General features: G+C 44.4%; 27 protein-coding genes and 1 other annotated feature. Of the genes, 16 read left to right on the forward strand and 11 right to left on the reverse strand.

Annotated features, from left to right (window positions below; all coding sequences use genetic code 11):
• Window positions 1–74: 74 nt before the first annotated feature.
• The gene (locus LIX84_RS16590) at window positions 75–1,028 is read right to left on the reverse strand and encodes a sigma-54 interaction domain-containing protein (RefSeq protein ID WP_005390867.1); all 954 of its coding nucleotides are present in this window, start codon (window positions 1,026–1,028) and stop codon (window positions 75–77) included.
• Between the two features lie 365 nt (window positions 1,029–1,393).
• Window positions 1,394–1,531 (forward strand) — a sequence feature (His leader region).
• A gap of 53 nt (window positions 1,532–1,584) precedes the next feature.
• Between LIX84_RS16590 and hisG the strand changes: the two genes are divergently transcribed.
• The 8 genes from hisG (at window position 1,585) to hisIE (ending at window position 8,755) form a co-directional block, all read left to right on the forward strand.
• Window positions 1,585–2,481: an ATP phosphoribosyltransferase gene (hisG, locus tag LIX84_RS16595; protein WP_226421779.1), complete on the forward strand. Its 897-nt coding sequence runs from the start codon at window positions 1,585–1,587 to the stop codon at window positions 2,479–2,481.
• 5 nt (window positions 2,482–2,486) lie between these two features.
• Window positions 2,487–3,779, forward strand: a complete 1,293-nt coding sequence (gene hisD, locus LIX84_RS16600) for a histidinol dehydrogenase (protein ID WP_226421780.1) — start codon at window positions 2,487–2,489, stop codon at window positions 3,777–3,779.
• Between the two features lie 18 nt (window positions 3,780–3,797).
• Window positions 3,798–4,838 (forward strand): histidinol-phosphate transaminase, encoded by a 1,041-nt coding sequence (hisC, locus tag LIX84_RS16605; RefSeq protein ID WP_114322490.1) that lies wholly within the window; start codon window positions 3,798–3,800, stop codon window positions 4,836–4,838.
• 65 nt (window positions 4,839–4,903) lie between these two features.
• The gene (hisB, locus tag LIX84_RS16610; protein WP_226421781.1) at window positions 4,904–5,977 is read left to right on the forward strand and encodes a bifunctional histidinol-phosphatase/imidazoleglycerol-phosphate dehydratase HisB; all 1,074 of its coding nucleotides are present in this window, start codon (window positions 4,904–4,906) and stop codon (window positions 5,975–5,977) included.
• Between the two features lie 26 nt (window positions 5,978–6,003).
• Window positions 6,004–6,618, forward strand: coding sequence for an imidazole glycerol phosphate synthase subunit HisH (hisH, locus tag LIX84_RS16615; protein WP_006743042.1), 615 nt, complete (start codon window positions 6,004–6,006; stop codon window positions 6,616–6,618).
• 12 nt (window positions 6,619–6,630) lie between these two features.
• Window positions 6,631–7,368, forward strand: a complete 738-nt coding sequence (gene hisA / locus LIX84_RS16620) for a 1-(5-phosphoribosyl)-5-[(5-phosphoribosylamino)methylideneamino]imidazole-4-carboxamide isomerase (protein WP_005390889.1) — start codon at window positions 6,631–6,633, stop codon at window positions 7,366–7,368.
• Window positions 7,350–8,123 carry an imidazole glycerol phosphate synthase subunit HisF gene (gene hisF / locus LIX84_RS16625; RefSeq protein ID WP_004749837.1) on the forward strand — a complete coding sequence of 258 codons (774 nt, stop codon included), beginning with the start codon at window positions 7,350–7,352 and terminating at the stop codon, window positions 8,121–8,123. The genes hisA and hisF overlap by 19 nt, the downstream gene beginning before the upstream one ends.
• Complete coding sequence (gene hisIE / locus LIX84_RS16630) at window positions 8,120–8,755, forward strand: bifunctional phosphoribosyl-AMP cyclohydrolase/phosphoribosyl-ATP diphosphatase HisIE (RefSeq protein ID WP_005450749.1); 636 nt, start codon at window positions 8,120–8,122, stop codon at window positions 8,753–8,755. The genes hisF and hisIE overlap by 4 nt, the downstream gene beginning before the upstream one ends.
• Window positions 8,756–9,035: 280 nt before the next feature.
• On the opposite strand, the gene LIX84_RS16635 is transcribed toward hisIE, so the two are convergent.
• The 4 genes from LIX84_RS16635 to LIX84_RS16650 all read right to left on the reverse strand — a co-directional run bounded on the left by LIX84_RS16635 (window position 9,036) and on the right by LIX84_RS16650 (window position 12,225).
• A complete protein-coding gene (locus tag LIX84_RS16635) occupies window positions 9,036–9,539 on the reverse strand; it encodes a YchJ family protein (RefSeq protein WP_012841952.1) in 504 nt (167 codons plus the stop codon).
• Window positions 9,540–9,619: 80 nt separating this feature from the next.
• On the reverse strand, window positions 9,620–10,834 hold the full coding sequence (locus LIX84_RS16640; protein WP_005378158.1) for an EAL and HDOD domain-containing protein: 1,215 nt from the start codon (window positions 10,832–10,834) through the stop codon (window positions 9,620–9,622).
• A gap of 98 nt (window positions 10,835–10,932) precedes the next feature.
• Window positions 10,933–11,670, reverse strand: a complete 738-nt coding sequence (gene lpxH / locus LIX84_RS16645; protein ID WP_006743038.1) for a UDP-2,3-diacylglucosamine diphosphatase — start codon at window positions 11,668–11,670, stop codon at window positions 10,933–10,935.
• 60 nt (window positions 11,671–11,730) lie between these two features.
• Window positions 11,731–12,225 carry a peptidylprolyl isomerase gene (locus LIX84_RS16650; protein ID WP_005390900.1) on the reverse strand — a complete coding sequence of 165 codons (495 nt, stop codon included), beginning with the start codon at window positions 12,223–12,225 and terminating at the stop codon, window positions 11,731–11,733.
• A gap of 203 nt (window positions 12,226–12,428) precedes the next feature.
• On the opposite strand from LIX84_RS16650, the gene cysS reads away from it, so the two are divergent.
• Together cysS and LIX84_RS16660 are read left to right on the forward strand one after the other, a co-directional pair.
• The gene (gene cysS, locus LIX84_RS16655) at window positions 12,429–13,811 is read left to right on the forward strand and encodes a cysteine--tRNA ligase (protein ID WP_005390902.1); all 1,383 of its coding nucleotides are present in this window, start codon (window positions 12,429–12,431) and stop codon (window positions 13,809–13,811) included.
• 87 nt (window positions 13,812–13,898) lie between these two features.
• Window positions 13,899–14,477 carry a thymidine kinase gene (locus LIX84_RS16660; protein ID WP_005378154.1) on the forward strand — a complete coding sequence of 193 codons (579 nt, stop codon included), beginning with the start codon at window positions 13,899–13,901 and terminating at the stop codon, window positions 14,475–14,477.
• A gap of 61 nt (window positions 14,478–14,538) precedes the next feature.
• Here LIX84_RS16660 and LIX84_RS16665 read toward each other — a convergent pair whose 3' ends face one another.
• Genes LIX84_RS16665 through LIX84_RS16675 form a run of 3 tightly spaced genes read right to left on the reverse strand, consistent with a single transcriptional unit; the run spans window position 14,539 to window position 16,902 of the window.
• Window positions 14,539–15,177, reverse strand: coding sequence for a YdcF family protein (locus LIX84_RS16665; protein ID WP_226421782.1), 639 nt, complete (start codon window positions 15,175–15,177; stop codon window positions 14,539–14,541).
• Complete coding sequence (locus LIX84_RS16670; protein ID WP_226421783.1) at window positions 15,174–16,001, reverse strand: NAD-dependent epimerase/dehydratase family protein; 828 nt, start codon at window positions 15,999–16,001, stop codon at window positions 15,174–15,176. Before LIX84_RS16670 ends, LIX84_RS16665 begins: the two co-directional genes overlap by 4 nt.
• A gap of 22 nt (window positions 16,002–16,023) precedes the next feature.
• Window positions 16,024–16,902: a LysR family transcriptional regulator gene (locus LIX84_RS16675; protein WP_005390908.1), complete on the reverse strand. Its 879-nt coding sequence runs from the start codon at window positions 16,900–16,902 to the stop codon at window positions 16,024–16,026.
• Between the two features lie 89 nt (window positions 16,903–16,991).
• On the opposite strand from LIX84_RS16675, the gene LIX84_RS16680 reads away from it, so the two are divergent.
• Complete coding sequence (locus LIX84_RS16680) at window positions 16,992–17,450, forward strand: PACE efflux transporter (RefSeq protein WP_005390910.1); 459 nt, start codon at window positions 16,992–16,994, stop codon at window positions 17,448–17,450.
• Between the two features lie 36 nt (window positions 17,451–17,486).
• Here the strand turns inward: LIX84_RS16680 and LIX84_RS16685 are convergent, their stop codons facing one another.
• Entirely contained in the window at window positions 17,487–17,720 is a 234-nt protein-coding gene (locus tag LIX84_RS16685; RefSeq protein WP_005378148.1) for a TIGR02647 family protein, read from the reverse strand.
• A gap of 299 nt (window positions 17,721–18,019) precedes the next feature.
• Between LIX84_RS16685 and focA the strand changes: the two genes are divergently transcribed.
• Window positions 18,020–18,880: a formate transporter FocA gene (gene focA, locus LIX84_RS16690; protein ID WP_104971510.1), complete on the forward strand. Its 861-nt coding sequence runs from the start codon at window positions 18,020–18,022 to the stop codon at window positions 18,878–18,880.
• An 83-nt stretch (window positions 18,881–18,963) separates the two neighbouring features.
• Here focA and LIX84_RS23480 read toward each other — a convergent pair whose 3' ends face one another.
• Together LIX84_RS23480 and LIX84_RS16695 are read right to left on the reverse strand one after the other, a co-directional pair.
• Window positions 18,964–19,089: a hypothetical protein gene (locus LIX84_RS23480; RefSeq protein WP_254903806.1), complete on the reverse strand. Its 126-nt coding sequence runs from the start codon at window positions 19,087–19,089 to the stop codon at window positions 18,964–18,966.
• A gap of 366 nt (window positions 19,090–19,455) precedes the next feature.
• Window positions 19,456–20,268, reverse strand: coding sequence for an ABC transporter permease (locus tag LIX84_RS16695; protein ID WP_226421784.1), 813 nt, complete (start codon window positions 20,266–20,268; stop codon window positions 19,456–19,458).
• 462 nt (window positions 20,269–20,730) lie between these two features.
• On the opposite strand from LIX84_RS16695, the gene torE reads away from it, so the two are divergent.
• The 4 genes from torE to LIX84_RS16715 all read left to right on the forward strand — a co-directional run bounded on the left by torE (window position 20,731) and on the right by LIX84_RS16715 (window position 26,572).
• Entirely contained in the window at window positions 20,731–20,910 is a 180-nt protein-coding gene (torE, locus tag LIX84_RS16700) for a trimethylamine N-oxide reductase system protein TorE (RefSeq protein ID WP_005378141.1), read from the forward strand.
• A gap of 50 nt (window positions 20,911–20,960) precedes the next feature.
• A complete protein-coding gene (gene torC / locus LIX84_RS16705) occupies window positions 20,961–22,145 on the forward strand; it encodes a pentaheme c-type cytochrome TorC (protein WP_031780338.1) in 1,185 nt (394 codons plus the stop codon).
• A gap of 25 nt (window positions 22,146–22,170) precedes the next feature.
• Window positions 22,171–24,633 carry a trimethylamine-N-oxide reductase TorA gene (torA, locus tag LIX84_RS16710; RefSeq protein ID WP_041156583.1) on the forward strand — a complete coding sequence of 821 codons (2,463 nt, stop codon included), beginning with the start codon at window positions 22,171–22,173 and terminating at the stop codon, window positions 24,631–24,633.
• Between the two features lie 199 nt (window positions 24,634–24,832).
• Complete coding sequence (locus tag LIX84_RS16715; protein ID WP_226421785.1) at window positions 24,833–26,572, forward strand: glycoside hydrolase family 36 protein; 1,740 nt, start codon at window positions 24,833–24,835, stop codon at window positions 26,570–26,572.
• Window positions 26,573–26,597 lie beyond the last annotated feature (25 nt).

The following is a 26,597-nucleotide window of genomic DNA, read 5'->3' on the forward strand; positions in this document are numbered from 1 at the left end:
TATGATGAGGGGCTAAGTAAATGATATATGATGATTTGTCTGTTACACAGTGTCACGTTACACCTGTACAGCAACTAAACATTTAAGTTGTATTTCTTTATTAGACGATAAAGCGTTGTTCTTGAAATACCAAGATGACGTGCAGCCGCACTCATGTTGTGCTTATTTTCTTCGATAGCTTGCAGTAGGTAGTCGAGATCAATTTGGTCCACTGAAGGGAGTAATTGCCTTTCATTATTATCAAGGCCCAAGTCGGCGACGAGAAGCGTGTGATCTTCACACATGACAATCGCTCGTTGGATTACATTTCGCAGTTCTCTTACGTTACCAGGCCAACGATGTTTGAGGAGCTTGGCTTTCACTTTATCCGACATTTTTTGTACCTGACCATGAGACAAATCTGTTAAGAAGTGTTCTGATAACATAAGGATATCTTTCCCACGCTTTCTCAGTGGAGGAATGGTTAATGGCAAGATATTAAGCCGATAGAATAAATCTTCACGGAATCCACCTTGTACAACCTCATTTTTCAAATCCACGTGGCTCGCAGCAATGACTCTACAGTCCACGTCAATGAATTTATCAGCGCCGACTTTATGGATTTGCTTACTCTCTAAAAAGTGCAGAAGGTGGATTTGTAGATCCGGCGGCATATCACCAATCTCATCTAGGAATAGGGTACCTTTATGCGCTTTTTGAATAAAACCGATACGATCTGAAATCGCTCCTGTAAATGCTCCTTTTTCGTGACCGAAAAGTTCGGACGCAATAAGACCACTTGGAATTGCGCCGCAGTTAACTTCAACAAAAGGTGCCGAGTGTCTGTTCGACAACTGATGAATAAGACGAGCACAGAGACCTTTGCCCACCCCTGTTTCACCCTGAATGAGTACTTCAGCATCACATTGAGCGTACTTTTGGATTGCCGTGCGAAGTTCTTGGATACATGCACTATTGCCGATTAATGGGTATAGTGTTGTATCGCTGAAATCCACAGCTTGTTTGTTACTACCGTTACGCAGTTTCATGGTTAATCACTATTTTTTGCCCCACTCAAATAATAGTTTTGAATGAGTCGTCTCAAACGTGAGTGGATGTCTCTTTATTGAGAATGATGTCAATTACTAAGGGCGGTGAGATCTAAATAGTTGTTTTGATGAAAATTCATACTATTCTTCTTTTTCTTTAAGAATAGGGTTGAATAGAAACCTAATTTCTACCCATATACTCAACTGAAATTAAATTTAAATCCTTTAAAATCAAGTTATTATAAAAAATAGCCAGAAAATGTTAAATTCAGTATTGAAAAATATAGAATCCTTGGTTAGTGTGGTTACTAACGAAGCAACTCAATAGAGCCTTAAATAAGTATGCGTAATTTTGTAATGAACATTCATCACCATCATCACCCAATCTAGTCTTTCGGGCGATGTACGCATACCCGGGAGGCAGGAAACTCCCGGAGGTGAAATCAAAGTAAAAGCAGATTTTAAACCCTCGGGAGACTCCAATCTCTCGAGGGTTTTTTAGTTTTATTAATTCAAAAATTACTTAGATATCAAAATCTTGCACAGGGAAAAAGCAATGCAAACACAACGCTTAAGAATCGCAATTCAGAAAAAAGGTCGCCTTAGCAAAGAGAGCCAAGCTCTGCTAAAACAGTGCGGCGTAAAATTTAATGTAATGGGTGAGCGTTTAGTGGTTCACTCGGAGAACATGCCAATTGATTTGCTTTTGGTTCGTGACGATGACATCCCTGGCTTGATCATGGATGGTGTTGTTGACTTAGGTTTCATTGGTGAAAATGAATTGGAAGAAGTTCGTCTTGATCGCAAAGCTCTGAGTGAACCATGTGAGTTTGTACAACTTCGTCGACTTGACTTTGGCGGTTGTCGCTTGTCTATCGCTATCGACAAGGATGAAGAGTACAACGGTCCACAAGACTTAGCCGGTAAGCGTATTGCCACAACTTACCCTCAACTCCTAAAAGCTTACATGGATGAAGCAGGCGTTCCATTCTCCACATGTATGCTAACTGGCTCTGTAGAAGTTGCACCTCGCGCAGGTCTAGCTGACGCTATTGCTGATTTGGTATCGACTGGCGCAACGTTAGAAGCGAATGGCTTAAAAGAAGCGGAAGTGATCTTTAAATCTAAAGCGACGCTGATTCAACGTATCGGTGAGTTTGATGCAGACAAAACAGCACTGATTGAAAAACTACTGACTCGCATGCAAGGCGTACAACAAGCGAAAGAGTCTAAGTACATCATGCTTCACGCGCCAGCTGAAAAGCTCGATCAAATCAAAGCACTACTTCCTGGTGCTGAGGATCCTACGGTTCTTCCTCTTTCTGCAGATAAGCAGAAAATGGCTGTTCACTTAGTGAGTTCTGAAAACCTGTTCTGGGAAACCATGGAACAGCTAAAAGAGTTAGGTGCTAGCTCAATCCTAGTGCTACCAATTGAAAAAATGATGGAGTAAACATCATGAGAACAGTCGTTTGGCAATCTTTAAGTGAAGAGCAGCAAGATTCGATCTTAGAACGTCCTGCTATTGTAGAAGGTGCAAATATCACTGCAGCAGTGTCTGAGGTTATCGCTAAAGTTAGAAATGAAGGCGACTCTGCTCTCAACGAGCTGACAGAAAAGTTTGATCGCGTTAAACCTGAGTCCATTCGTGTTTCCTCTCAGGAAATTAAAGCCGCTTCAGAGCGCTTGTCTGAATCAATGAAAAACGCATTAGAGCAAGCTTATGCCAATATTTCTAAATTCCACAAAGCGCAAAAGCCACAGCCAATTAAAGTTGAAACTCAACCGGGTGTGCTTTGTGAACAGGTAACACGTCCAATTCAAAAAGTGGGTTTGTACATTCCTGGTGGTAGCGCGCCATTGCCATCGACGGTTTTGATGCTGGGCGTGCCTGCGAAAATTGCTGGCTGTCGTAAAGTTGTGCTTTGCTCTCCGCCTCCAATCGCTGACGAGATCCTTTACGTAGCAAAATTGTGTGGCATTGATGAAGTGTACAACGTCGGTGGTGGTCAAGCTGTTGCTGCAATGGCATATGGTACAGAGACCGTATCAAAAGTTGATAAGATTTTTGGCCCGGGTAACGCTTACGTGACGGAAGCAAAGCGTCAGGTGAGCAATGATTTCCGTGGCGCAGCGATTGATATGCCAGCGGGTCCTTCGGAAGTTCTTGTGATTGCGGATGAAACAGCGGACCCAGATTTTATTGCGGCGGACCTTCTAAGTCAGGCAGAGCATGGACCTGACTCTCAAGTTGTACTTGTGACGCCATCAGCCATTATTGCAGATCAGGTGACAGATGCCGTTCGTCGTCAATTGAAAGAGTTGTCTCGTTCAGAGATTGCAGAAAAAGCGCTCGCATCGAGTTTAATCATTATTGCTGAATCGATCACCCAAGCAATCTCTATTTCTAATTATTATGGTCCTGAGCACTTAATTGTTCAGACTAAGAACCCTCGCGAGCTTCTTCCTCTATTAGATAACGCAGGTTCGATCTTCCTTGGTGATTGGTCGCCTGAATCTGCAGGTGATTACGCATCGGGCACTAACCACGTTCTTCCTACTTACGGTTATACACGGACATATTCAAGCTTAGGTTTGGCTGATTTTTCTAAACGAATGACGGTTCAAGAGCTTTCAGCTGACGGTCTTAAAAATCTTGCGCCAACGGTTGTCACCATGGCTGAAGCAGAAGGTCTGGACGCCCACAAACGTGCTGTTACTATCCGTGTAGAAAAATTAGCAAGTAAGTAAGAATAAGAGAGTAAAGAGATGGAAAAGCTAGCGCGTAAACAAGTCCAACAACTAACACCTTATCTTTCGGCTCGCCGAATTGGTGGTACAGGTGACGTATGGCTGAACGCCAACGAATCGCCATTCAACAATGAATACAAAACAGACTTTGCTCGTCTTAATCGTTACAGCGAATGCCAGCCGAAAGAACTGATTTCTGCTTACGCCGCATATGCTGGAGTGAAGCCAGAACAAACGCTGACTTCTCGCGGTGCAGATGAAGGTATTGAGTTATTGATTCGTGCTTTCTGTGAACCGGGTGAAGACGCGATTTTATACTGCCCACCGACTTACGGTATGTACGCCATCAGTGCAGAAACCATCGGTGTAGAGCGCAAAACGGTGCCGCTAATGTCAGATTGGCAACTAGACCTCGCAGGTATCGAAGCGAGTCTGGATAACGTAAAACTGGTTTTCGTATGCTCGCCAAACAACCCAACGGGTAACTTAGTTAAGCGTGACGATATTGTCTCTCTGCTTGAGATGACAAAAGACCGCGCAATCGTGGTCATGGACGAAGCGTACATCGATTTTTGTCCAGAAGCGTCAACAGTAGATTTACTGGCAGAATATCCAAACCTAGCGATTCTGCGTACTCTGTCGAAAGCTTTCGCGCTTGCTGGTCTTCGTTGCGGATTTACGCTAGCAAACGAAGAACTGATTAACGTCCTTCTTAAAGTTATCGCACCATATCCAGTCCCAGTTCCAGTGGCAGAAATTGCCACTCAAGCGCTCTCTGAAGCAGGCCTAGCGCGAGCGAAGTTCCAAGTTCTCGATTTGAACGCGAACCGAGCTTACTTACAAGTTGGTTTGTCGATGATTCCGGGTCTGGAGGTTTTTGAAGGGTGGGGTAACTACTTATTGGTGAAATTCCCAGATGGCGATGCTCTTTTCAAAGCCGCTTGGGATACGGGCATTATCCTGCGTAACTCGCCAATTGAGAACTGCGTGCGTATCAGTGTTGGTAACCGCGACGAGTGTGAAAAGACACTGGGTTTCATTAGAAACTACTATTCATAAATAGAATTCTCAACGTTCTCGGTTTATGCCGAGAACGAAACAAGATTAGTAATAAGGAAGTTCGAGTGAGCAAGCAACAAAAAATCCTATTTATCGACCGAGATGGCACCTTAATTGTTGAGCCGCCAGTTGATTTTCAAGTAGACCGTTTAGATAAGCTAAAACTAGAGCCATTTGTTATCCCAAGCCTGTTGTCGTTGCAGGATGCTGGATACCGTCTAGTGATGGTCACTAACCAAGATGGTTTGGGTACTGACAGCTACCCACAAGCTGATTTTGATGCACCGCACAACATGATGATGGAGATCTTTGAGTCTCAAGGTGTGAAGTTTGATGACGTGCTGATTTGTCCTCACTTCGATGAAGATAACTGCTCTTGCCGTAAGCCTAAATTGGGCTTGGTAAAAGAGTACCTTCAAGGTGGCAAAGTTGATTTCCAAAACTCTGTCGTGATTGGCGATCGTCAAACCGATCTTCAACTTGCAGAAAACATGGCAATTCGTGGCATTCAATACAACCCAGAAACCATGGGTTGGAAACAGATCCTAAAAGATCTGACGGTGAAGGCGCGCGTAGCTGAAGTGGTTCGCACCACGAAAGAAACGGACATCAAAGTTTCGGTTAATCTTGATGAGCAAGGCGGCAATGACATCTCTACAGGTCTTGGCTTCTTTGACCACATGCTGGATCAAATTGCGACGCACGGTGGATTCCAAATGGTGTGCAAAGTGGAAGGTGACCTGCACATTGATGATCACCACACAGTAGAAGATACGGCTCTTGCGTTAGGTCAAGCGTTGAAAGAAGCACTGGGTGACAAACGTGGTATTGGTCGCTTTGGTTTTAGCCTGCCAATGGATGAGTGCTTGGCACAATGTGCACTGGACCTGTCAGGTCGTCCTTACCTTAAGTTCGACGCGCAGTTTAGTCGTGAGCAAGTGGGGGACCTTTCAACAGAGATGGTGGTTCACTTCTTCCGTTCTTTAACTGACACACTAGCGTGTACACTGCACCTTTCTTCTGCGGGCAACAATGATCACCACATCATTGAGAGCCTATTTAAAGCGTTTGGTCGTACTCTGCGCCAAGCAATCAAAGTAGAAGGCACTGAGCTACCGAGTAGTAAAGGCGTACTTTAAGGCTAACGTTAGCAAGGAGAAAAACAGTGACAGAACAGAAAGTTGTCATTATCGATACTGGCTGTGCCAACGTTTCTTCGGTGAAGTTTGCCATTGAACGCCTAGGCTATGACGTAACGATTTCAAAAGATCCACAAGTTGTATTGTCGGCAGATAAGTTATTCCTACCGGGAGTGGGAACCGCCAGCGAAGCGATGAAAAACCTAGAAGAGCGTGACCTTATCAGCTTGGTAAAACAGGTAGAAAAGCCGCTATTAGGTATCTGTTTAGGCATGCAGCTGTTGGGCAAAGTGTCTCAAGAAAAAGGGCAGAAAGCCGACGAGTTAGTTGAGTGTCTTGGACTTTGTGATGGTGAAGTTAAGCTATTACAAACTGGTGACTTACCGCTGCCGCATATGGGCTGGAACACGGTGTCTGCAAAAGCAGGTAACCCACTGTTCAAAGGTATTGAAGAAGGTGAGTACTTCTACTTTGTACACAGCTTTGCGATGCCAGTTGGAGACTACACCATTGCCGAATGTGATTACGGAAATCCATTCACTGCTGCGGTTCAAAGCGGTAACTATTATGGTGTGCAATTCCACCCAGAGCGTTCTTCAAAAGCGGGCGCGAAGCTTATTCAAAACTTCTTAGAATTATAAAAGGGATTTAATGTGATTATTCCAGCTCTTGATTTAATTGAAGGACAGGTGGTTCGCCTTTATCAAGGTGATTACGGCCAAGTAACCGAATATAAAGTTGATCCAGCAGAGCAGTTTAACTTGTACCACCAAGCGGGCGCTAACTGGCTGCATTTGGTGGATTTAACAGGTGCGAAAGACACAACAGCGCGCCAACTTGATTTGATTGCAAAACTACTCGCAAGCACGCCAGCGAACATCCAAATCGGTGGCGGAGTGCGTACAGAGCAAGACGTGATTGATCTGTTAGAAGCCGGTGCTCAACGTGTTGTGGTTGGCTCTACAGCAGTAAAACAACCGGAGCTTGTGAAAGGTTGGATGGAAAAATACGGCGCAGAGAAAATCGTTCTCGCTCTAGACATCAACATCGATCAAGACGGTACACGTAAAGTGGCGATCTCTGGTTGGCAAGAAGATTCAGGCGTGACTATCGAAGCTTTGATCAACGATTATCTGACGGTAGGTCTACAGCATGTGCTTTGCACGGACATTTCTCGTGACGGTACGCTAGAAGGCTCAAACGTTGAGCTTTACGTCGACTTATGTAAACAGTACCCACAAGTGCAGTTCCAATCTTCAGGCGGCATTGGCTCATTAGCAGATATCGAAGCGTTAAAAGGCAGCGGTGTAGCTGGCGTGATTGTTGGTCGCGCGCTGTTAGATGGTAAGTTCACAGCAGAGGAGGCGTTTGCATGCTGGCAAAGCGAATAATTCCATGTCTTGATGTCCGTGATGGACAGGTGGTAAAGGGCGTCCAGTTCCGTAACCACGAGATCATTGGCGACATCGTTCCTCTGGCACAGCGTTATGCTGAAGAAGGCGCTGACGAGCTTGTGTTCTACGATATTACCGCTTCAAGTGATGGGCGTGTCGTTGATAAAAGTTGGGTCGCTCGCGTTGCAGAAGTGATTGATATTCCGTTCTGTGTCGCTGGTGGCATTAAATCAGCAGAGGACGCAGCGCGCATTCTTGAGTTTGGTGCAGATAAGGTATCTATTAACTCTCCTGCCTTGGCGAACCCTCAGTTGATTACTGACCTTGCTGATAAGTTTGGTGTGCAATGTATCGTCGTTGGTATCGATTCATACTACGACAAAGAGACGGGCAAGTATCAGGTTTACCAGTTTACTGGTGATGAAGAACGCACCAAAGCGACCCAATGGGAAACGCGTGATTGGGTGCAAGAAGTACAAAAACGCGGCGCTGGTGAAATCGTACTTAACATGATGAACCAAGACGGTGTGCGTAACGGATACGACATCGAACAACTGAATATGGTGCGCGAAGTATGTAATGTACCGCTGATTGCATCGGGTGGTGCAGGTGCCATGGAGCATTTCGCAGAAGCCTACCAAAAAGCAAATGTGGATGGCGCGCTTGCCGCATCGGTATTCCACAAGCAAGTCATCAATATTGGTGAACTAAAGCAGTATTTGAAACAACAAGGCATTGAGGTACGACTATGAGTGTGAAAGCCGCCGAAGTAAGTTCGCTAGCTGAGCGAATCAACTGGGAAAAAGTGGATGGTCTGGTACCTGCCATCGTACAAGATTTCCAATCAAGCCAAGTGCTGATGATGGGTTACATGAACCAAGATGCGTTGGCAAAAACGGGCGAAACAGGTCAAGTGACGTTTTTCTCTCGTACCAAGCAACGTCTTTGGACGAAAGGTGAGACCTCTGGCAACGTATTGCAATTGGTGAACATTCAGCTCGATTGTGACAACGATACGCTACTGGTGAAAGTGAATCCCATTGGTCCTACGTGTCACTTGGGTAACACAACTTGCTGGGATGTGGACCCTCAAGAGGAGTCACAAATGGTGTGGCTTCATCAACTTGAGCAGCTATTGGCTGCCCGCAAGAGCGCCGACCCAGATTCCTCTTATACTGCCAGTCTTTATGCCCGTGGCACCAAGCGTATTTCGCAAAAAGTGGGCGAAGAAGGCGTTGAAGTCGCGCTTGCGGCGACGTCGGGCGATAAGGCGGAGTTAGTGTGTGAATCTGCAGATCTGATTTACCACTTGCTGGTATTGCTTCAAGACCAAGGCTTATCGATGAATGACGTAGTGAACAAGTTGAAAGAACGTCATAAGTAAACTTGCTTATAGATAAGTGAAAGCCCCTATGCTCTCGAGTCTAGGGGCTTTTTTAATTTAGTGTTCTTGATTCGGGGGAAACCTGACAGCAGAGCCTACGGTGATTAGATTCTGAATCACGCTTGTTCTTCGCTGTTCAGAATGACGGTATATTTTCTAAAAGTACTTGAAGTAGAGTTATCTATTTCAAATGAAAGCACATATTCACGTTATTTCGACGAGCTTAGGTGAGATCAGGAATCTCATTAAAGCGAGCTCAATAAGCTAAGCGTGGATGACTTTACCCACAACACTTCTTAAACTTCTTACCGCTTCCGCAGATACACGGATCGTTACGACCTAGCTTTAGGCTACTAACTGGCTGGCTCAGTCGTGGATCCTGTTCTGGCTCTTCTTCAGGAAATGTGCCGTCAATGTAGTACCAAAGCCCATTTTCTTTTACGAAGCGAGAACGTTCTGTCATACAGTAGCGTTTGCCGTCTTCATCAAAATAAGCGCTAAACTCGACAAAGCCTTCATTGTCATTACTGCCAGCTTCTGTTTTTAATACTTCAAGTTTGCACCAATCGCTGTCGATAGATTGGGCAATGCCTTCTCGTTGTTCTTCTGCATTACAGCTTGGGTGGTACGTGTTCACCACGTAATCTACTAGACCTAACACATGCGCACTGTAACGAGAGCGCATTAACTGCTCCGGAGTGGTAACGTCAGCATGGTTATTGTGGGCAATTTCACAACACTGTTGGTAGGTGCGGTTAGAGCCGCAAGGACAAGAAGAAGCCATAAAATGAAATCTCGATTAATTAAGCGGGAAAAACAAACAACCTCACAATTGCGAGGCTGGAGGTGAGGCATTATAGCGATTTAGGGCGTTTGAGACAGCAGTTCTTGAGCCCACTCGGTAGATTGATTAAAAGCGTCTGCTAATTGAGGCTCGGTTAATTTAAGAACGGTGCAATACCGCTCAGCTAATTCCCAGTCTGCTTGTTCGTAGGCGATCGTCATTGAAAGTAAGTGGCCAAGTACGCCTTTTCGACTGGTTAATGCGAGTTTTATATCTTCGTCAACGGGGATATCTTCAATGACATCCGAGAGCGGTTGATCGAGCAAAGATCCGAGTAAAGAAAACATGCCTGTCAAAAATGCCTGCCCAGGGTCATACCTAGTGTTCATTTGACTAAGTAACAGTTCACACATTCTTGCACGCTGAATCGCCAAGGAGTAAAGAGAATCTGGTTTATCTTCTTGAACGGACGCAATGGCAACTAAGGATATGAAGCGTCGTAGTCGCTCTTCACCCAGATAAATAAGCGCTTGTCTGAACGACTTAATCTTGGTCGTTAATGTATAGCCTGAATTTACGTAAGTAAGCAGCTTGTATGACAGCGTCACATCAATCGAAAACAGACGTTCAACCTCATTGAAGTCGATGGGCTTATCTGCAATCTCTTTACAAAGCTGGATGACTGTAAGAAACGCGGGGTTCAACCGTTTTTTCTGGATCATCTCAGGCTTGCTGAAAAAATATCCCTGAAAGTAGTTAAAACCTGCTTCTAAAGCTTGCTCAAACTCTTCGTAGGTCTCTACTTTTTCCGCAAGAAAGTCGATTTTAAATGGGCTTAATGCCTGAATAAAAATAGCGGCTTTCTTGATCGGTACGAGTCGAATGTCAAACTTGATCATGGAAACATATGGAAGAAAACGTTTCCAAGCCTTCGTCGGTACAAAATCATCTAAAGCAATTTTGTATCCGCACTCATGCAGGTGCTTGATGGCTTCTAGCAGCTCCTCTGTCGGTTCACAATCTTCAAGAACTTCAATGACGAGAGACTCTTTGGGAAACAGAGTCGGGACCAGATTCACCAAGCTTTGATGCGGAAAGTTAACAAAGCCAAGTTTGTTCCCTAATGTGTTGTAATGCGTCGACAAAAAATGATCGGATAGCAGTCGACTAGTAGCCAGCTCTGGTTCTACTTCAGGGAAGGTATTTTTAGGACCATCTCGAAAGAGAAGTTCGTAACCTATGGTTCGTTTTTCTCTATCCAGAATCGGTTGGCGAGCTACGTAAGAATACTTCAATTAGGTACTTCGTTCTGTTTAACTTAGTATTATGATAATAGCGATTTTTTACAAAATATCTACGATTTGAGCGTGAATCTTCTACACGCTCTACATGCTTAACGCAAATTCTGTATGAATGGTCTCGTTTGTAGGTCAAAGCCATCAGAATTTACTTGTAAAACTGAGCCTTGCGTATACCAATCCCCTAAAACTATCCGGGTCTTTTTAACACCATCGACGTCAAAAAAATGTGTATTCGGGCGATGAGTGTGACCATGAATCATTAAGTTGACGCAATTCTGAGACATCACTTTCTCGACTTCATTTTGATTGACGTCCATGATGTCCAAAGGCTTGCTCATTTTATCATCGCGAATATCGGATTGAACTTTTGAGACAATTTTCTTCTTAATAAACCAAGGAATGTGATTAAACAGCCATTGCAACCAAGGTTGATGAACAGTCTTACGGAATTTTTGATAATCAATGTCGTCAGTACACAGGGTGTCACCGTGGAGAATAACCGCTTTAGTACCATAAAGGTCTATGAGGCTAACTTCATCCAGTAATGTAATGCCTGTCTCTTTACAGAAGCGTTTTCCCAATAGGAAGTCGCGATTGCCCTGAATGAAATAAACAGGAACGCCAGTCTTTGTTAGTTGCTGGAACTCTGTACGGATTTGATTGGCAAAAGGAGTTTTGTCATCGTCTCCAACCCAAAACTCGAACAGATCGCCTAATACATAAAGTGCATCGGCTTTCGTTGCTTCTGTTCGCATGAACGTCACAAAACATTCCGTAATATCCGGACGCGATGGGGTGAGGTGAAGATCGGAAATAAATAATGTTGTCATAGAAATAAGGGGAAGCGATGCCTCCCCATTAACTTATCTCTTAGAAATAATTCTTACGAATTATTCTTCAATTGTTGTACCAGTGATTACTACGTCCTCTAGAGGTACGTCTTGGTGCATGCCGTAAGAACCAGTGCTAACGCCTTTGATCTTATTTACGATGTCCATGCCTTCTACAACTTCACCGAATACACAGTACCCCCAACCATCTAGGCTTTCGCTACGGAAATCTAGGAATGTGTTGTTGTTTACGTTGATAAAGAATTGAGAGCTTGCTGAATGCGGTTCCATAGTACGCGCCATAGCAAGTGTACCCACTTTGTTGCTTAGGCCGTTGTTTGCTTCGTTCTTGATAGGTGCACGTGATGCTTTTTCACGTAGACCAGGTTCCATGCCACCACCTTGGATCATGAAACCGTCAATAACACGGTGGAAAAGAGTGTTGTCGTAAAAGCCATCGCGGCAGTACTGAAGGAAGTTTGCGCTAGTCTCTGGCGCTTTCTCTTCGTTTAGTTGAATCTTGATGTCACCAAAATTAGTGTGAAGGGTGATCATGCTACTTTCCTTTACTGTGTTGTGTTGAGCCCGAGATTCTAGCCTAAGTTCTAGTGCTTTAAAAACTCAGGAAGAGGAAATTCTTCGTTTTGTGCTTGAAGTTTAGCCGATTATCGTTTTATCGGTTAATTGCTATTACCTAACCAGGTCGGAGTTGATATACTCGACCTTCTTTTATTCATTCACAATCATAGATAGAGATCATGTTAAAGATATATAACACACTCACAAGACAGAAAGAGGAATTCAAACCAATTACAGCTGGCAAAGTCGGCATGTATGTCTGTGGAGTTACCATCTACGATCTCTGTCACATCGGTCACGGTCGCACTTTTGTCTCCTTTGACGTGGTATCACGTTACCTTCGTTACCTAGGTTACGATCTAACGTTTGTACGCAACATCACAGACATCGATGATAAGATCATTAAACGTGCGGCTGAAAATGGCGAGTCTTGTGACTCATTGACCGAGCGCTTGATCGGTGAAATGCACGCAGACTTCGACGCATTAAACATGAAGCGCCCTGATATTGAGCCTCGTGCAACCCAGTTTATTCCAGAAATCATCGAACTTGTTCAAAAACTGATTGAACGTGGTTTTGCTTACGTTGCGGATAATGGCGATGTAATGTTTGAGGTTCGCAAGTTTGACGAATACGGCAAACTGTCTAAACAAGATTTGGATCAGCTGCAAGCGGGCGCGCGCGTTGATGTCGAAACAGCCAAACGCAGCCCACTAGACTTCGTTCTTTGGAAGATGTCTAAACCAGGTGAACCTACGTGGGAATCACCATGGGGCCCTGGTCGTCCAGGCTGGCACATTGAATGTTCTGCTATGAACTCTTCAATCCTAGGTGATCACTTTGATATTCACGGTGGCGGCTCTGATCTTCAGTTCCCACACCACGAAAACGAAATCGCGCAATCATGCTGTGCGCACGACACTAAGTACGTAAATACTTGGATGCACAGTGGCATGGTGATGGTAGATCGCGAGAAGATGTCTAAGTCTCTAGGCAACTTCTTTACTATCCGTGACGTACTTGGTCACTACGATGCAGAAACGGTTCGTTACTTCCTTATGTCTGGTCACTACCGTAGCCAGTTAAACTACAGCGAAGAGAACCTAAACCAAGCACGCGCTTCGCTTGAGCGTCTATACACTTCTCTACGTGGTTTGGATCTAAATGCTGCTCCTGCTGGTGGTGAAGAGTACGTATCTCGCTTTACAGCAGCGATGAACGATGACTTCAATACGCCAGAAGCGTACTCAGTTCTGTTCGACATGGCGCGCGAAGTTAACCGTCTGAAAACAGAAAACCTAGAGAAAGCGAGCGAGCTAGGTGCGCTAATGCGTGAACTAGCAGATGTGATCGGTATTCTTCACCAAGATCCAGAAGCCTTCCTAAAAGGTGATGCAGGTAACGATGATGAAGTGGCTGAAATCGAAGCTCTTATCAAGCTGCGTAACGACTCTCGCGCTGCGAAAGATTGGGCGAATGCAGATATGGCTCGTGACAAGCTAACCGAAATGGGCATTGTTCTGGAAGATGGTCCAGAAGGCACAACGTGGCGTCGTAAGTAATTGAATTTTCAATTTTAAAGGGCTGATAATTCAGCCCTTTTATTTTCCATTTCCATAAATTAAAACTTTAACTTTAGGTAATGCTCTGTGGCTCAGATGTATTTCTATTACTCAGCAATGAATGCGGGTAAATCAACAACGCTTCTTCAATCCTCTTTCAACTATCAAGAACGCGGCATGACGCCAGTTATTTTTACGGCTGCACTAGATGATCGCTTTGGTGTCGGTAAAGTGAGCTCTCGTATTGGTCTTCAATCTGACGCACATTTGTTTCGTCAGGATACCAATTTATATCAAGAGATCGCAGCTCTGAATGAGGTTGAGAAACGTCACTGTATTCTTGTTGATGAGTGTCAGTTCTTGTCGAAAGAGCAGGTTTACCAACTTACTGAAGTTGTTGATAAACTGCATATTCCAGTATTGTGTTATGGCCTTCGCACCGATTTTCTAGGCGAACTTTTTGAAGGCAGTAAGTACCTGTTATCTTGGGCAGACAAGTTGGTTGAGCTCAAAACGATCTGCCACTGCGGTCGCAAAGCGAATATGGTTATTCGTACCGATGAACATGGCGTGGCAATTAAAGAGGGCGATCAAGTTGCGATCGGCGGTAACGACAAATATGTCTCCGTGTGCCGTCAGCATTACAAAGAAGCACTCGGTAAATAATCCGTATTAATACAGAAAAGCCACCGTAATCGGTGGCTTTTTGTTGTCTGCTAGAAAGGGCTTAGACTAAGTCAAAACCAAATCTCTCTAGCAAAAACTGATAAGATGATTCTACCTGCGGAGGGATGTTCTGCTCGGTTTGAAATCCTTTCTCTGGATAGCTTTTTACACGAGAGAAATCTTCCATTAGTGCTTCTAGCACCATCATTAATGGCATGTCTTCATTAATATACTCAAAAAACGGATGAGCCGTAGAGCTTACTTGGAGCTGGGAGTAGGGTGACTGCCACTGTTTTTCAAATGTCGCTATGGCTCTGCGTTCCATAAATGGTTTTTGCACCAGAATAAACGATGAGCAATTTTTTCCTTCCTCTTTCAATCGTTGCTCAGTAAAGCGAACGTTTTCGCCACTATTGGTGGATTCAGCTTCGAGCAAAATTGCTTCACTGGGCACGCCTGACATCTTGGCAATTTCGGCAAAAGTTTCCGCTTCGCTTTTTTCAAACAGTCCATCGGTAAAACGACCTTCTCCCCCTGAAAATACAATCAAAGGCGCTAACTTTTGGTGGTACAGATTTGCGGCATGCTCTGCTACACGCACATCGTTACTGCACATCACAAACAAACAGTCTGCGGGTTTCAGCTCATGTTTGAGTTGCATGTAATCCCAAAGTGTTTCTATGTGTCGATAGAGTTTCATAGCGCGTCCAAAGTTGAGTTGAAATGAAATTGATAGCCAAGTGAGAGTAGTTTGTCTGCGAGAATGCGCTTATCTGTTTGTTCTGTGACTGGTGGAAGAGGTATCTCACTTTCGCTCTTATTTATAGCGGCTTGGTAGAACTCCGCCTTGCTGACGGTATGCGGTGTGGTCACGTTAATAACTTGGTTGCTTAATTTATCTAAAGCAAATTTGGCCGCCGATACCGCATCGTCTTGATGAAGCATATTAGCAGGCGCTTTACGACTGACTTGTTTTAGTCTCATTGCAAAGCGAGAAGGGTGCCTATCTGGTCCAATTAGCCCGCTACAACGCATAATGACGAAGCTAATATTAGAGTCGATAACATGCTGCTCGGCTTGCAGCATAATACGTGCATTGTCAGAGAAATAAGGGCTGTCGGCTGCTAAAGAGAGTGACGCATCTGCTTCTTCCATATCAGAAGCTAGGTTGGGATACACCGTTGTAGAGCTAATCATAACGAGCTTTTCAACGTTGTTTTGCTTTGCTGCGTTTGCGAGCATTTTCCATTGTTGGGCGTATTCTTGTCCGCGTCCTTTACGAAAACCAGGGGGAAAAGCACCGACAACGTGAGTAATTTTATGTTGCTTAAGCAACTCATCTAGCCGTTTCGCCGCGTTAAGTTGATTAAAATCGAATAATGCGGAGTGAGTTAATGAAGCGGGTAACTCGTTTAACCGAGCTTGGTTACGACGAGTAACGACAACGTGGTGTCCGTCTTTCATCAAAGTTTCTGCTAGCGGAGTTCCGAGCCAGCCTGCACCTACGATCAATGTATTTGCCATTTGGGTCTTCCTACTTACTTATTTATGTCTGCTCGAATAGATTGAGCAGCTCTGCTTTGGCTTGTTGATGGAGGGGATCTGAATGCCATTTCTGATGTTGAATAAGGTCAACATTGACTTGCCAAGCCAGCTTTGTGAAATCATCCCCAACTCTTTTCAGTGTGTTCGGTGAATACGCGACTAAATGCTCTGGAAGAAAGCACCAACCAAACCCTTTATTCGCTAATTCCAACAAAATATAGTAGTTATCAGCGTACCAGATATCCGGGCTGAATGCTTGATTGAGACCACATGGCTCTGCGTTTTTGGAGCGTATGACCAGTTGACGGTGTTGTTTGAGTTGATCAATGTGAGTGACGCGTTGCTGTGCCAGAGCGTGTGTTGAAGAGACATAGACATCGAACGCAATGTTACCAAGATTAGTGAAATCGATATGTCTTGGCATTTGTAAGTCACTCAAAATAATCCCAGTAGTGGCGCGCTCCGATTTGACCAATTCAATGATATCCGGACTTGAAGCTGTTAAGCATTCAACTTGCAAATGTGGAAAGCGTTGCTCTAAATTTTTTAGCACGTCGGGCAAGCGAGTCAGAGGAATCCCTTCATCAATGGCTAAGACCAATTTATTAGTTGGTGTTGAAAAAAGCTGTGATGCTCTGTTGTTTAATCGGTCGAGTTGGCTGATTGCCGCTTGTGCATAAGGTATGAGCGCGAGGCCACTCTCGGTTAATTTCGGATATCGACCAGAGCGATCAAATAGATCAACACCACAGTCGACCTCCATATTTATGATGTGTTGGCTGACTACGGATTGAGCTCGCCCCAGTTTTCTTGCCGCGCCTGAAAATGATCCGGTTTCTGATGTAGCAATGAAAGCTTGCAGTTGTTCGATGGTAAACATATCGCTTTTGCCGATGGTATCTAACTTTTTGCTATCTGAATAATAGATAAAATTCTAAGCATTGAGTAGAACTATTTGGACAGAGAAATATGACTCGTAACGAACGAATTTTTCATGCAGTACTTTTTGAGTTAATCGCACTCGCGATCATTGTGCCAGCGGCTTCATTGATCACCGGAAAGGGATCGAGTGATCTCGCGTTGGTTGGGATTGGGTTGAGCATGTATACCGTTGTGTGGAATTACATCTACAACTTGTACTTTGATAAGTGGTTTGGCAGCAATCGAACTGAACGAAGTTTAGCGATGCGTTTTGGGCATACAATTGGATTCGAGGGAGGGTTGATCTTTATCTCTATACCCGTCATTGCTTGGTTCTTAGAAATTACGCTTCTCCAAGCTCTGGTGTTGGAAGCTGGCTTCCTAGTGTTCTTCCTATTTTATGCCACAGGCTTTAATTGGTTGTACGACAAGGTTCAGCCATTTAGCAAAATGAAAAAACGATTAGCACCGCAGGTTTCGGCAGGAACAAAATGCAGGGACCAATAAAAAACGCCACCGAATTCGGTGGCGTTTTTGTTCAAATTACACAGAAAGGACTCTTAAAATCTTATCCGCATGCTCTGCGACTTCAATACCTTCATCTGTTAAATAACCACCATCAGGCTGTGTACAAAGTTGCTTCTCGTATAGACGAGCAACGGCTGCCTGCATTTCTTCTGACGCGTCTGTATGAACTTTAATACCAGTTGCAGCACTACTTAGGTCGAACTGAAGAAGTAGGTTCAATTCGGCGATATGTTCAGCTGAATATTTCATAAATGATTCCTTTACGCTTTTTTTACCAAGCTAGTCTGAAAAGAAGAGTTGAGCAACATTAAACGATAAGAAGTGTTAAGTATGGCGCTATCAGGCTGATATAACGCAGGATCTTTGTTCGAAAGGCAGAATACTTGTTAAGTATCAATGATAGTTACGATTGCGAATGATAGTTGACCTTTATCGGTTGATCTATCGATAACAACATTTTTAGTAAACATGTCAAATAGCGCTTGAAAAAGTAGGGAAATGGAGCGATTATCCGCGCCTCTTTAATTGTTTCTAAATGTTACACCACAATGAACTTCAATCAGTTTGACTCACTATTACCGCCTCAGGCTGCGGAACGCGCGGCTGAAGTGGGGGTAGGTAAAGCAACTAAAGCACCGATCAAATCTTTTTTATTGGCAATTTCTGCCGGACTTCATATTGGTATTGCGTTCATCTTTTACACCACGGTGACAACCGGTGCAGGCGACCTTCCATGGGGTATTACCAGGCTAATCGGTGGCCTAGCCTTCAGCCTTGGTTTGATTCTTGTTGTCGTTACAGGTGGTGAGCTTTTCACTAGCTCAGTATTAACATTGGTAGCGCGAGCGAGTGGAAAGATCTCGTGGCAAGCGCTCATCAAAAACTGGTTTGTGGTTTATTTCGGCAACATGGTTGGTGCTCTTTTGTTGGTAGCATGCATGTTGGTCACCAAGCAGTATATGTTTGATCACGGCCAAGTTGGCCTCAACGCGATGGCGATCTCTCAACACAAATTGCACCATGGTTTCTTTGCTGCTGTTGCGCTTGGCATCATGTGTAACGTGCTGGTGTGTATTGCTGTTTGGATGACGTTTAGTGGACGTACATTAACTGACAAAATAGCGGTCATGATTCTGCCAGTAGCTATGTTCGTGTCGGCAGGTTTCGAGCACTGTATTGCGAACATGTTCCAAGTACCCATGGCGATTGGAATCAAATATTTTGCACCGGAAGCATTTTGGCAAATGACAGGGGCGGAAATTGCAAACTATGCGGACTTAAACATGATGGGGTTCATCGTAAATAACCTTATCCCTGTAACGATAGGGAACATCATTGGTGGCGGTGTATTCGTTGGTATGTGGTATTGGATGATTTATCTACGTGATGAAGACAAGCATTTACGATAAATCTAAAAGAATAAAAGAAAGGCGAGCCAAATGGTTCGTCTTTCTTTTATTCATGTCGATAAGTTTCACACAAATCGAGTGAGTTAAATCAGTTCTTCATTGATGCCAAAATCGGTTGGGAGCCAATGAGAAGTCACTTCCTTTGGTTCTTGAACGAGCCAGTCCAGAGGTGCATCGGATAGGAGTTCATCGTAATTTTCTTTGATCATTAAGACATCCATGTACGTCTCTCCAAGTTTGTGGTCACTATCTTTACTCTAAAATTAGAATATGTCAGGCAAGTGATCAAAGCATGACGATTAGATTGATCACTTATGCTGCTATGTTTCTGGTTGCGTATGGGTTTAGGGTGTTTATCCACATTTTCTGTGGATAACCTGTCTCAAAGGCCGTGCGTATCTAAACTTGCAAAGAAAATTTCATAAAATTAGAGGCTTATACTCGAGAGAATTCTGTCTGACTTTTCTCCAGAAAGCGTCTTGATGAATGTTGAAAGAATGAATGAGTTATTCAGTTAAAATTGCGTTTGACTTGATAATACAAGCCCTTTCACTGGCTTTGTTCACACGCTTAAACTATCTATGAGTTTTGGTAGGTTCTGGTTGTTGGATTTTTATTTTGATCCGGCCTTCTTTCGTTTGTACCCAGCTCAGTGTCATCTCCAGCGTAATAGCGACGGAGGTACTCAACATGACGAAAATAGCCAGCATAATCACCAACTGATATTTAATCGCAACCATCGGGCTTGCGCCACCTAGAATTTGACCAGTCATCATGCTTGGCAAGGTAACCAGCCCTGTAGTGGCCATAGAGGCTAAAGTTGGAGCAAGTGACTTTCTAAGGGCCTCTTGAATGAAGGGGAATGATGCATAACGAGGAGAGGCACCAAGTGAGATAGCAGCCTCGTATTCTGATTGTCTCTGTTCAAAAGCCGTAAATAAATTCTGCAGTGCGATGATGTTACTACTTAAGCTGTTACCCAATAGCATGCCCGCAAGTGGGATCATATACTGGGCGTTGTAAATAGGGGATGGCTGCACTAGGCCTGCGGTAATCGCTATAAGAAGTGGAATTAGACCACAGGTTAAGCCTGTAAGCAGAGGAAGCATGAGTGGCTTTTTAGGTAGACGAGCTTTTCCTGCAATTGAGCTTGCACCAATCAGTAGCATGATGGCAAGCCAAAGTATATTGATAAGTAAGCTGTTTAATTGAAAAAGATATTCTAAATACACGCCAATCAATATGAGCTGAAGTGTCATACGAATAACACTGATTATCGTGTCTTTCGCAATCCCTAATTTGTAGCGGGCATTAATAAAGAAGGGAACCAACAAAATCAGACCAAACAATGCCAGTTTGGTCCAACTTATATCCACCACGCTATCCATAATCGCTCCTCGAAAATCCGCGAATAATTGTAACTAAGCTCCTCCTTTATATGAACATCAATGTGCATTTTTTGATGTTCTCAACGTAAACCTTCAGCGCTATTCTTGTCATTATTTAGCATCATTTTATTTACAATTTATTATCTTTTGACGGGTTTTTAAGCCAATTTATGACCCGTTAATTACTATCCAAATGTAACTTATGTTTGGTAAATGTTGTTGTTTTAACAATTAGTTAAAAGACTTATTTTGTCACATCTGTTCATGTTTTTTAATAAATAACATCAATCAATCACATCTCTGGATGAGCTCAAAAAAGTGTTGAATTACAAGGCCTGAGAGCTCTTATTTGATTGAACCTTACTATTAGTATGGTCTAACATTTTCCATTAGAGATTGTAAAAAACTTAAGCTTGGTTACGCGGGCTTTTCAATAACACTAGATACAAAATAGGCAAATGTATGAGTGATGTTAATAAAATTGAGAGTGGTGAAAAACGCTCCCTGGAGTGGAAGTCGTTCCTCTTCATTGCAGTTGTTCTCTTCCCAATTCTGAGTGTGGCTTTTGTCGGCGGTTATGGGTTCATCGTTTGGATGTTGCAAGTGTTCTTCTTTGGACCTCCAGGCGCGCACGGCATGTAAGCCTGTGAGCTCATAACCACACTTTTGAAAAGATTTTAAGAGAGCAAATAATGAAATCATTAATCATTAAACTGTGGCGTACCATGACGCGCCCAGCTGTACATATCAGCCTAGGTGTGCTGACTATGGGCGGCTTCATTGCTGGTGTTATCTTTTGGGGTGGCTTTAACACCGCTCTAGAAGCAACCAACACAGAAGAATTCTGTATTAGTTGTCACACAATGCGTGACAACGTGTACGTTGAGCTGCAAGAAACGGTTCACTGGAAAAACCACTCAGGCGTTCGTGCTACTTGCCCTGACTGTCACGTTCCTCATAACTGGACAGACAAAATTGCTCGTAAAATGCAGGCATCTAAAGAGGTATTTGCACAGGTATTTGGCAACTACGATGAACCTGGTGTGTTCGAAGAGCGTCGTATCGAACTTGCGAAACACGAATGGGATCGTTTCTCGGCAAACAAATCTTTAGAGTGTAAGAACTGTCACAACTACGAATCGATGGATTTCGAGCAAATGTCTCCAACCGCTCGTATCCAAATGAAGCAAGCAGCAGAGAAAGATCAAAGCTGTGTTGACTGTCATAAAGGTATCGCGCATAACCTGCCAGCAGGTATGGACAGCATCGGCGGTATCGTGGGTGACCTAGAAGGTATGACTTCAAATACAGATTACTCTGTAGGTCAGCAACTAGTGAGTGTTCGTCACCTACCTATTTACTTTGATGCACAAGGCACTAAAGAAGCCGGTCTTCTTAACCCAGCATCGACCGTTAAAGTTCTTGAAGACAAAGGCGAGTTTGTTGAAATCGAAATCGATGGCTGGCGTAAAGCGAAAGGCTTTGGTCGCGTAATTCAAGAAGACTTCGGTAAGAACATTGCGACTGCGTCTCTGATGAAAGAAGCAGCGACAGATAGCAACATTGTGACGACTGGTGAGAAAAAAGTGGATGAGCTAACGGGTCTTCCATGGGAAAAAGTGGCGGCGAAAGTATGGCTTAAGAAAGAGTCTATGCTGAACGACATCAATCCTGTTTGGGAAAAATCTCGTGAAGCGTACAAGACCAACTGTTCTGTATGTCACACGCAACCTGCGGAAGCGCACTTCGACGCGAACACCTGGCCAGGTATGTTCGACGGTATGTTGGCGTTCGTTAACCTAGATACAGACAGTGAAGCCCTGATCTTGAAGTATCTACAGAAACACTCTTCAGATTATGCTGAAGGTCACCACTAATAAGCGTCGGATTGGAGTAATTTAAATGGCTATTACACGAAGAAGTTTTCTTAAAGGTGTAGCAACCACAAGTGCAGCGTCAGTTATTGGTCCTAGCTTATTGGCGTCAGCCTCTGCCAATGCTGTTGAGACGACAGGTACTTGGAAAGTAACAGGTTCTCACTGGGGCGCGTTCCGCGCCCACATCTACGCGGGTAAAGTTCAAGAGATCAAACCGCTAGAGCTAGACAAAAACCCAACTGAAATGCTAAACGGCATCAAGGGCATTATTTACAGCCCTTCACGTGTACGTTACCCAATGGTTCGTCTAGATTGGTTGAAGAAACACAAATACAGCGCCGATACTCGCGGTAACAACCGTTTCATCCGCGTGACTTGGGATGAAGCGCTAGATTTGTTCTACCGCGAACTAGAACGTATTCAAAAAGACTACGGTCCATGGGCGCTACACGCAGGTCAAACAGGTTGGAACCAAACAGGTTCATTCAACAACTGTACCGCGCACATGCAACGTGCAGTGGGTATGCACGGCAACTTTATCACGAAAGTAGGTGACTACTCGACGGGTGCAGGTCAAACCATCATGCCTTACGTACTTGGTTCAACCGAAGTTTACGCACAAGGTACGTCTTGGTCTGAAATCCTAGAGAACTCTGACAACATCGTTCTTTGGGCTAACGACCCAGTGAAAAACCTTCAAGTAGGTTGGAACTGTGAAACGCATGAGTCGTTCAAGTACCTAGCACAACTAAAAGAAAAAGTAGCGAAAGGTGAGATCAACGTTCTATCTGTAGACCCAGTGAAGAACAAGACTCAGCGCTACTTAGAGAACGATCACTTGTACATTAACCCGCTGACAGACGTAGCGTTCATGCTTGCTGTGGCGCACGTGCTGTACAACGAAGACTTGTACGATAAGAAGTTCATTGATACTTACTGTCTAGGCTTTGAAGAGTTTATTCAATACGTTCAAGGTAAGACAAAAGATAAAGTAGAGAAAACACCAGAGTGGGCTGCGGCTATCTGCGGCGTGAAAGCGGACAAGATTCGCGAATTCGCGCGTATGCTAGTAAGTGGCCGTACACAGATCCTGATGGGTTGGTGTATCCAGCGTCAAGAGCACGGTGAGCAACCATACTGGGCGGCGGCTGTGGTTGCTGCAATGGTTGGTCAAATCGGTCTACCTGGCGGTGGTATCTCTTACGGTCACCATTACTCAAGTATCGGTGTACCTTCAACTGGTTTCGCGGGCCCTGGTGGTTTTCCTCGTAACCTTGACCAAGGTATGAAGCCGAAGTGGGACAACAACGACTTTAACGGTTACAGCCGTACTATCCCAGTTGCACGTTGGATCGACTGTCTGCTTGAGCCAGGCAAAGAGATCAACTACAACGGCGGTAAAGTGAAACTGCCAGACTTCAAGATGATGGTGATCTCGGGTTGCAACCCATGGCACCACCATCAAGATCGTAACCGCATGAAGAAAGCGTTCCGCAAACTTCAAACGGTTGTAACGATCGAGTTTGCTTGGACTGCAACATGTCGTTTCTCGGATATCGTTCTACCTGCGTGTACGCAATGGGAACGTAACGACATCGACGTATACGGTTCATACTCGAACAAAGGTCTGATTGCAATGCATCGTCTCGTCGATCCATTGTTCCAATCTAAGCCTGATTTCCAAATCATGAGTGAACTAACTCAGCGTTTTGGTCGCCGCGAAGAATACACTCGTGGTATGAGCGAGATGGAATGGATCGAAAGCCTATACAACGATTGTAAGAAAGCGAACGAAGGTAAGTTTGAAATGCCAGAATTCAACGAGTTCTGGGAGAAGAGCGTACTAGACTTCGGTGAAGGTAAACCTTGGGTTCGTCATGCGGACTTCCGTAAAGACCCTGAGCTTAACCCACTAGGTACGCCATCTGGTTTCATCGAGATCACGTCTCGTAAGATCGGCCGTTACGGCTACGAACACTGTCAAGAACACCCAATGTGGTTCGAAAAATCAGAGCGTTCACACGGTGGCCCTGGTTCAGATAAATACCCATTCTGGTTGCAGTCTTGTCACCCAGACAAGCGTCTGCACTCTCAAATGTGTGAATCTGAAGAGTTCCGTGCAACTTACGCGGTGCAAGGTCGTGAACCTGTTTACATCAACCCAGCGGATGCGAAAGCGAAAGGCATCAAAGACGGTGACTTAGTGCGCGTATTCAACGGTCGTGGTCAGCTATTAGCTGGTGCTGTTCTTACTGACAGCTACCCACGTGGCGTTATTCGTATCGAAGAAGGTGCATGGTACGGTCCTCTAAACGAGAAAGAGGGCGCAATCTGTACTTACGGTGACCCTAACACGCTAACGCAAGACATTGGCTCTTCTGAACTTGCGCAGGCGACTTCTGCGAACACATGTATCGTAGACTTCGAGAAGTTCACCGGCAAAGTACCGCCAGTGACTTCATTCGGTGGTCCAATCGAAGTTGCTTAATTAATGCAATTCACATCAATCGAAATACCAGCCTTCGGGCTGGTATTTTTTTAACCAAAATTTCAGTGAGCGTTATCTCAATAATAAATTTGTGACGCTAAACGACAGTAGGATTCGTGACGTCGATAACGAATTGGGTGGGACAAGCAGGGGATAATGAACCAAGCTAAACAATAATAATTAAGTGAGTAGACTCTTTATGGCTCAGAGCATTCAATTGGCAAATCACATTGAGATCACTGTGAATAACAACGACCTCCAAGTTGAAGTTGAGGGTAATCAATTACATTTTTCTTTTGCTGGGCTTCACAATAAAACGTTTACCGACCGTGAAGTGTTGTTCGAGATGCCGTTTTTATACGAGCACGAGGCCAACGTGATTGGTGATGGCTTCCAAATGCTAGCGCAAACAGCGGGAACGGTTAGCCATCCCGTTGATATTGGTCGCTGTCCAGACAACAACCCTTCTTATCGAATCTATCCCAAAGATGCCCCTAAGCGTTACTACAACTATTTAGTGGTGGAAGGCTCGGCTGGCTATACCTTGTTTGGCTTTACTTCATGTCACCGTTTTGCGGGCTATTTTGATGTTGTACTGCGTGATGGACATTGGGTTTTATCTGCCGCGATTGATGGTGAGTTTACTCAAGTGGCGGATTGGGAAAGTAATCAACTTGAATCCGTGGCGGTACTCTGCGGCCAATCTCTGTCTGAACTTTATCAAATCTATGGAGAGATGATTGCAGAGCATCATCCTGTTCGCCAAGGTGTGACACAAGATGCGCCTGTCGGTTGGTGTTCGTGGTATGCCTACTACGCAGGCGTGACAGAGCAAAACATCATGCAGAACGTTGATTGCATGCAAGATAAGCTTGAAGACCTAGAGTGGGTACTTCTGGATGATGGCTATCAAGCCTTTATGGGCGATTGGTTAATCCCATCGGATAAGTTTTCTGGTGGTGTGAAAGAGCTCATTCATAGTATCCGTGCAAAAGGCAAAAAGCCGGCAATTTGGATGGCCCCCTTTATTGCTCAACCTGAGTCGGAGATCTTCAAACAACACCCAGAGTGGTTTGTTCGTCACAAAGATGGAAGCTTACTTAAAGCAGAAGATGTCACATACGGTGGTTGGCGCTGCACGCCTTGGTACATACTCGATACCTCAAATCCAGAAGTGCAAGACCATCTGACGAATGTGGTCTCTGTCATGAGACAAGAGTGGGGCGTTGAATTGTTCAAGCTAGACGCGAACTATTGGGGCACCTTGAAAGGTGTGCGTAAACAATCTGGTATTACAGGCGTTGAGGCGTATCGCTTAGGAATGGAAGCGATTGCTAAAGGCGCTGGTGATGCGTGGCTTTTAGGTTGCAACGCGCCAATGTGGCCATCTCTAGGGCTTGTGGATGCAATGCGTGTTTCTGATGACGTAGAACGCCATAGTCGTCGTTTCGAGCAGATAGCCAAAGAAACCTTTTACCGTAGTTGGCAGCATCGAAAACTGTGGCAAATTGATCCGGATTGCGCGACATTCACGTCATTAGCTAATCAAGCCGCATCCAGAGAAGAGTATGAATTTCATCGCACGGTGTTATTGGCGTGTGGTGGTTTGCTGCTGTCTGGCGATCCGCTCCCTGAGATTACGCCATTTGCAAAGAAGACATTGGCTAAGCTCATGCTACGTCAACAACGTAACCAAGAGTCAGCAAAGTTCACGGCTTTGAGTTTAAATCATGCGTTTTTAAAACTAACGACGAAGAATGACCTTCACTGCTTGTTTAACTATGCCAGCTACGGTGCGATGGAATTTACGCTGACGTCTGATCAACCGATGGATTGGTATGATTACTGGACAGGAGAAAAGCTAAACCAAGAACCTTGTCAGTTATTAATGGTGAGCGTTGATAAAGGGTTAAATGCGAAAGCGATCGTCACGGCATAACGTGCAGCAAATCGTTCGATTATAA

It is taken from the genome of Vibrio sp. E14 (assembly GCF_020515785.1).
Lineage (GTDB): Bacteria > Pseudomonadota > Gammaproteobacteria > Enterobacterales > Vibrionaceae > Vibrio > Vibrio diabolicus.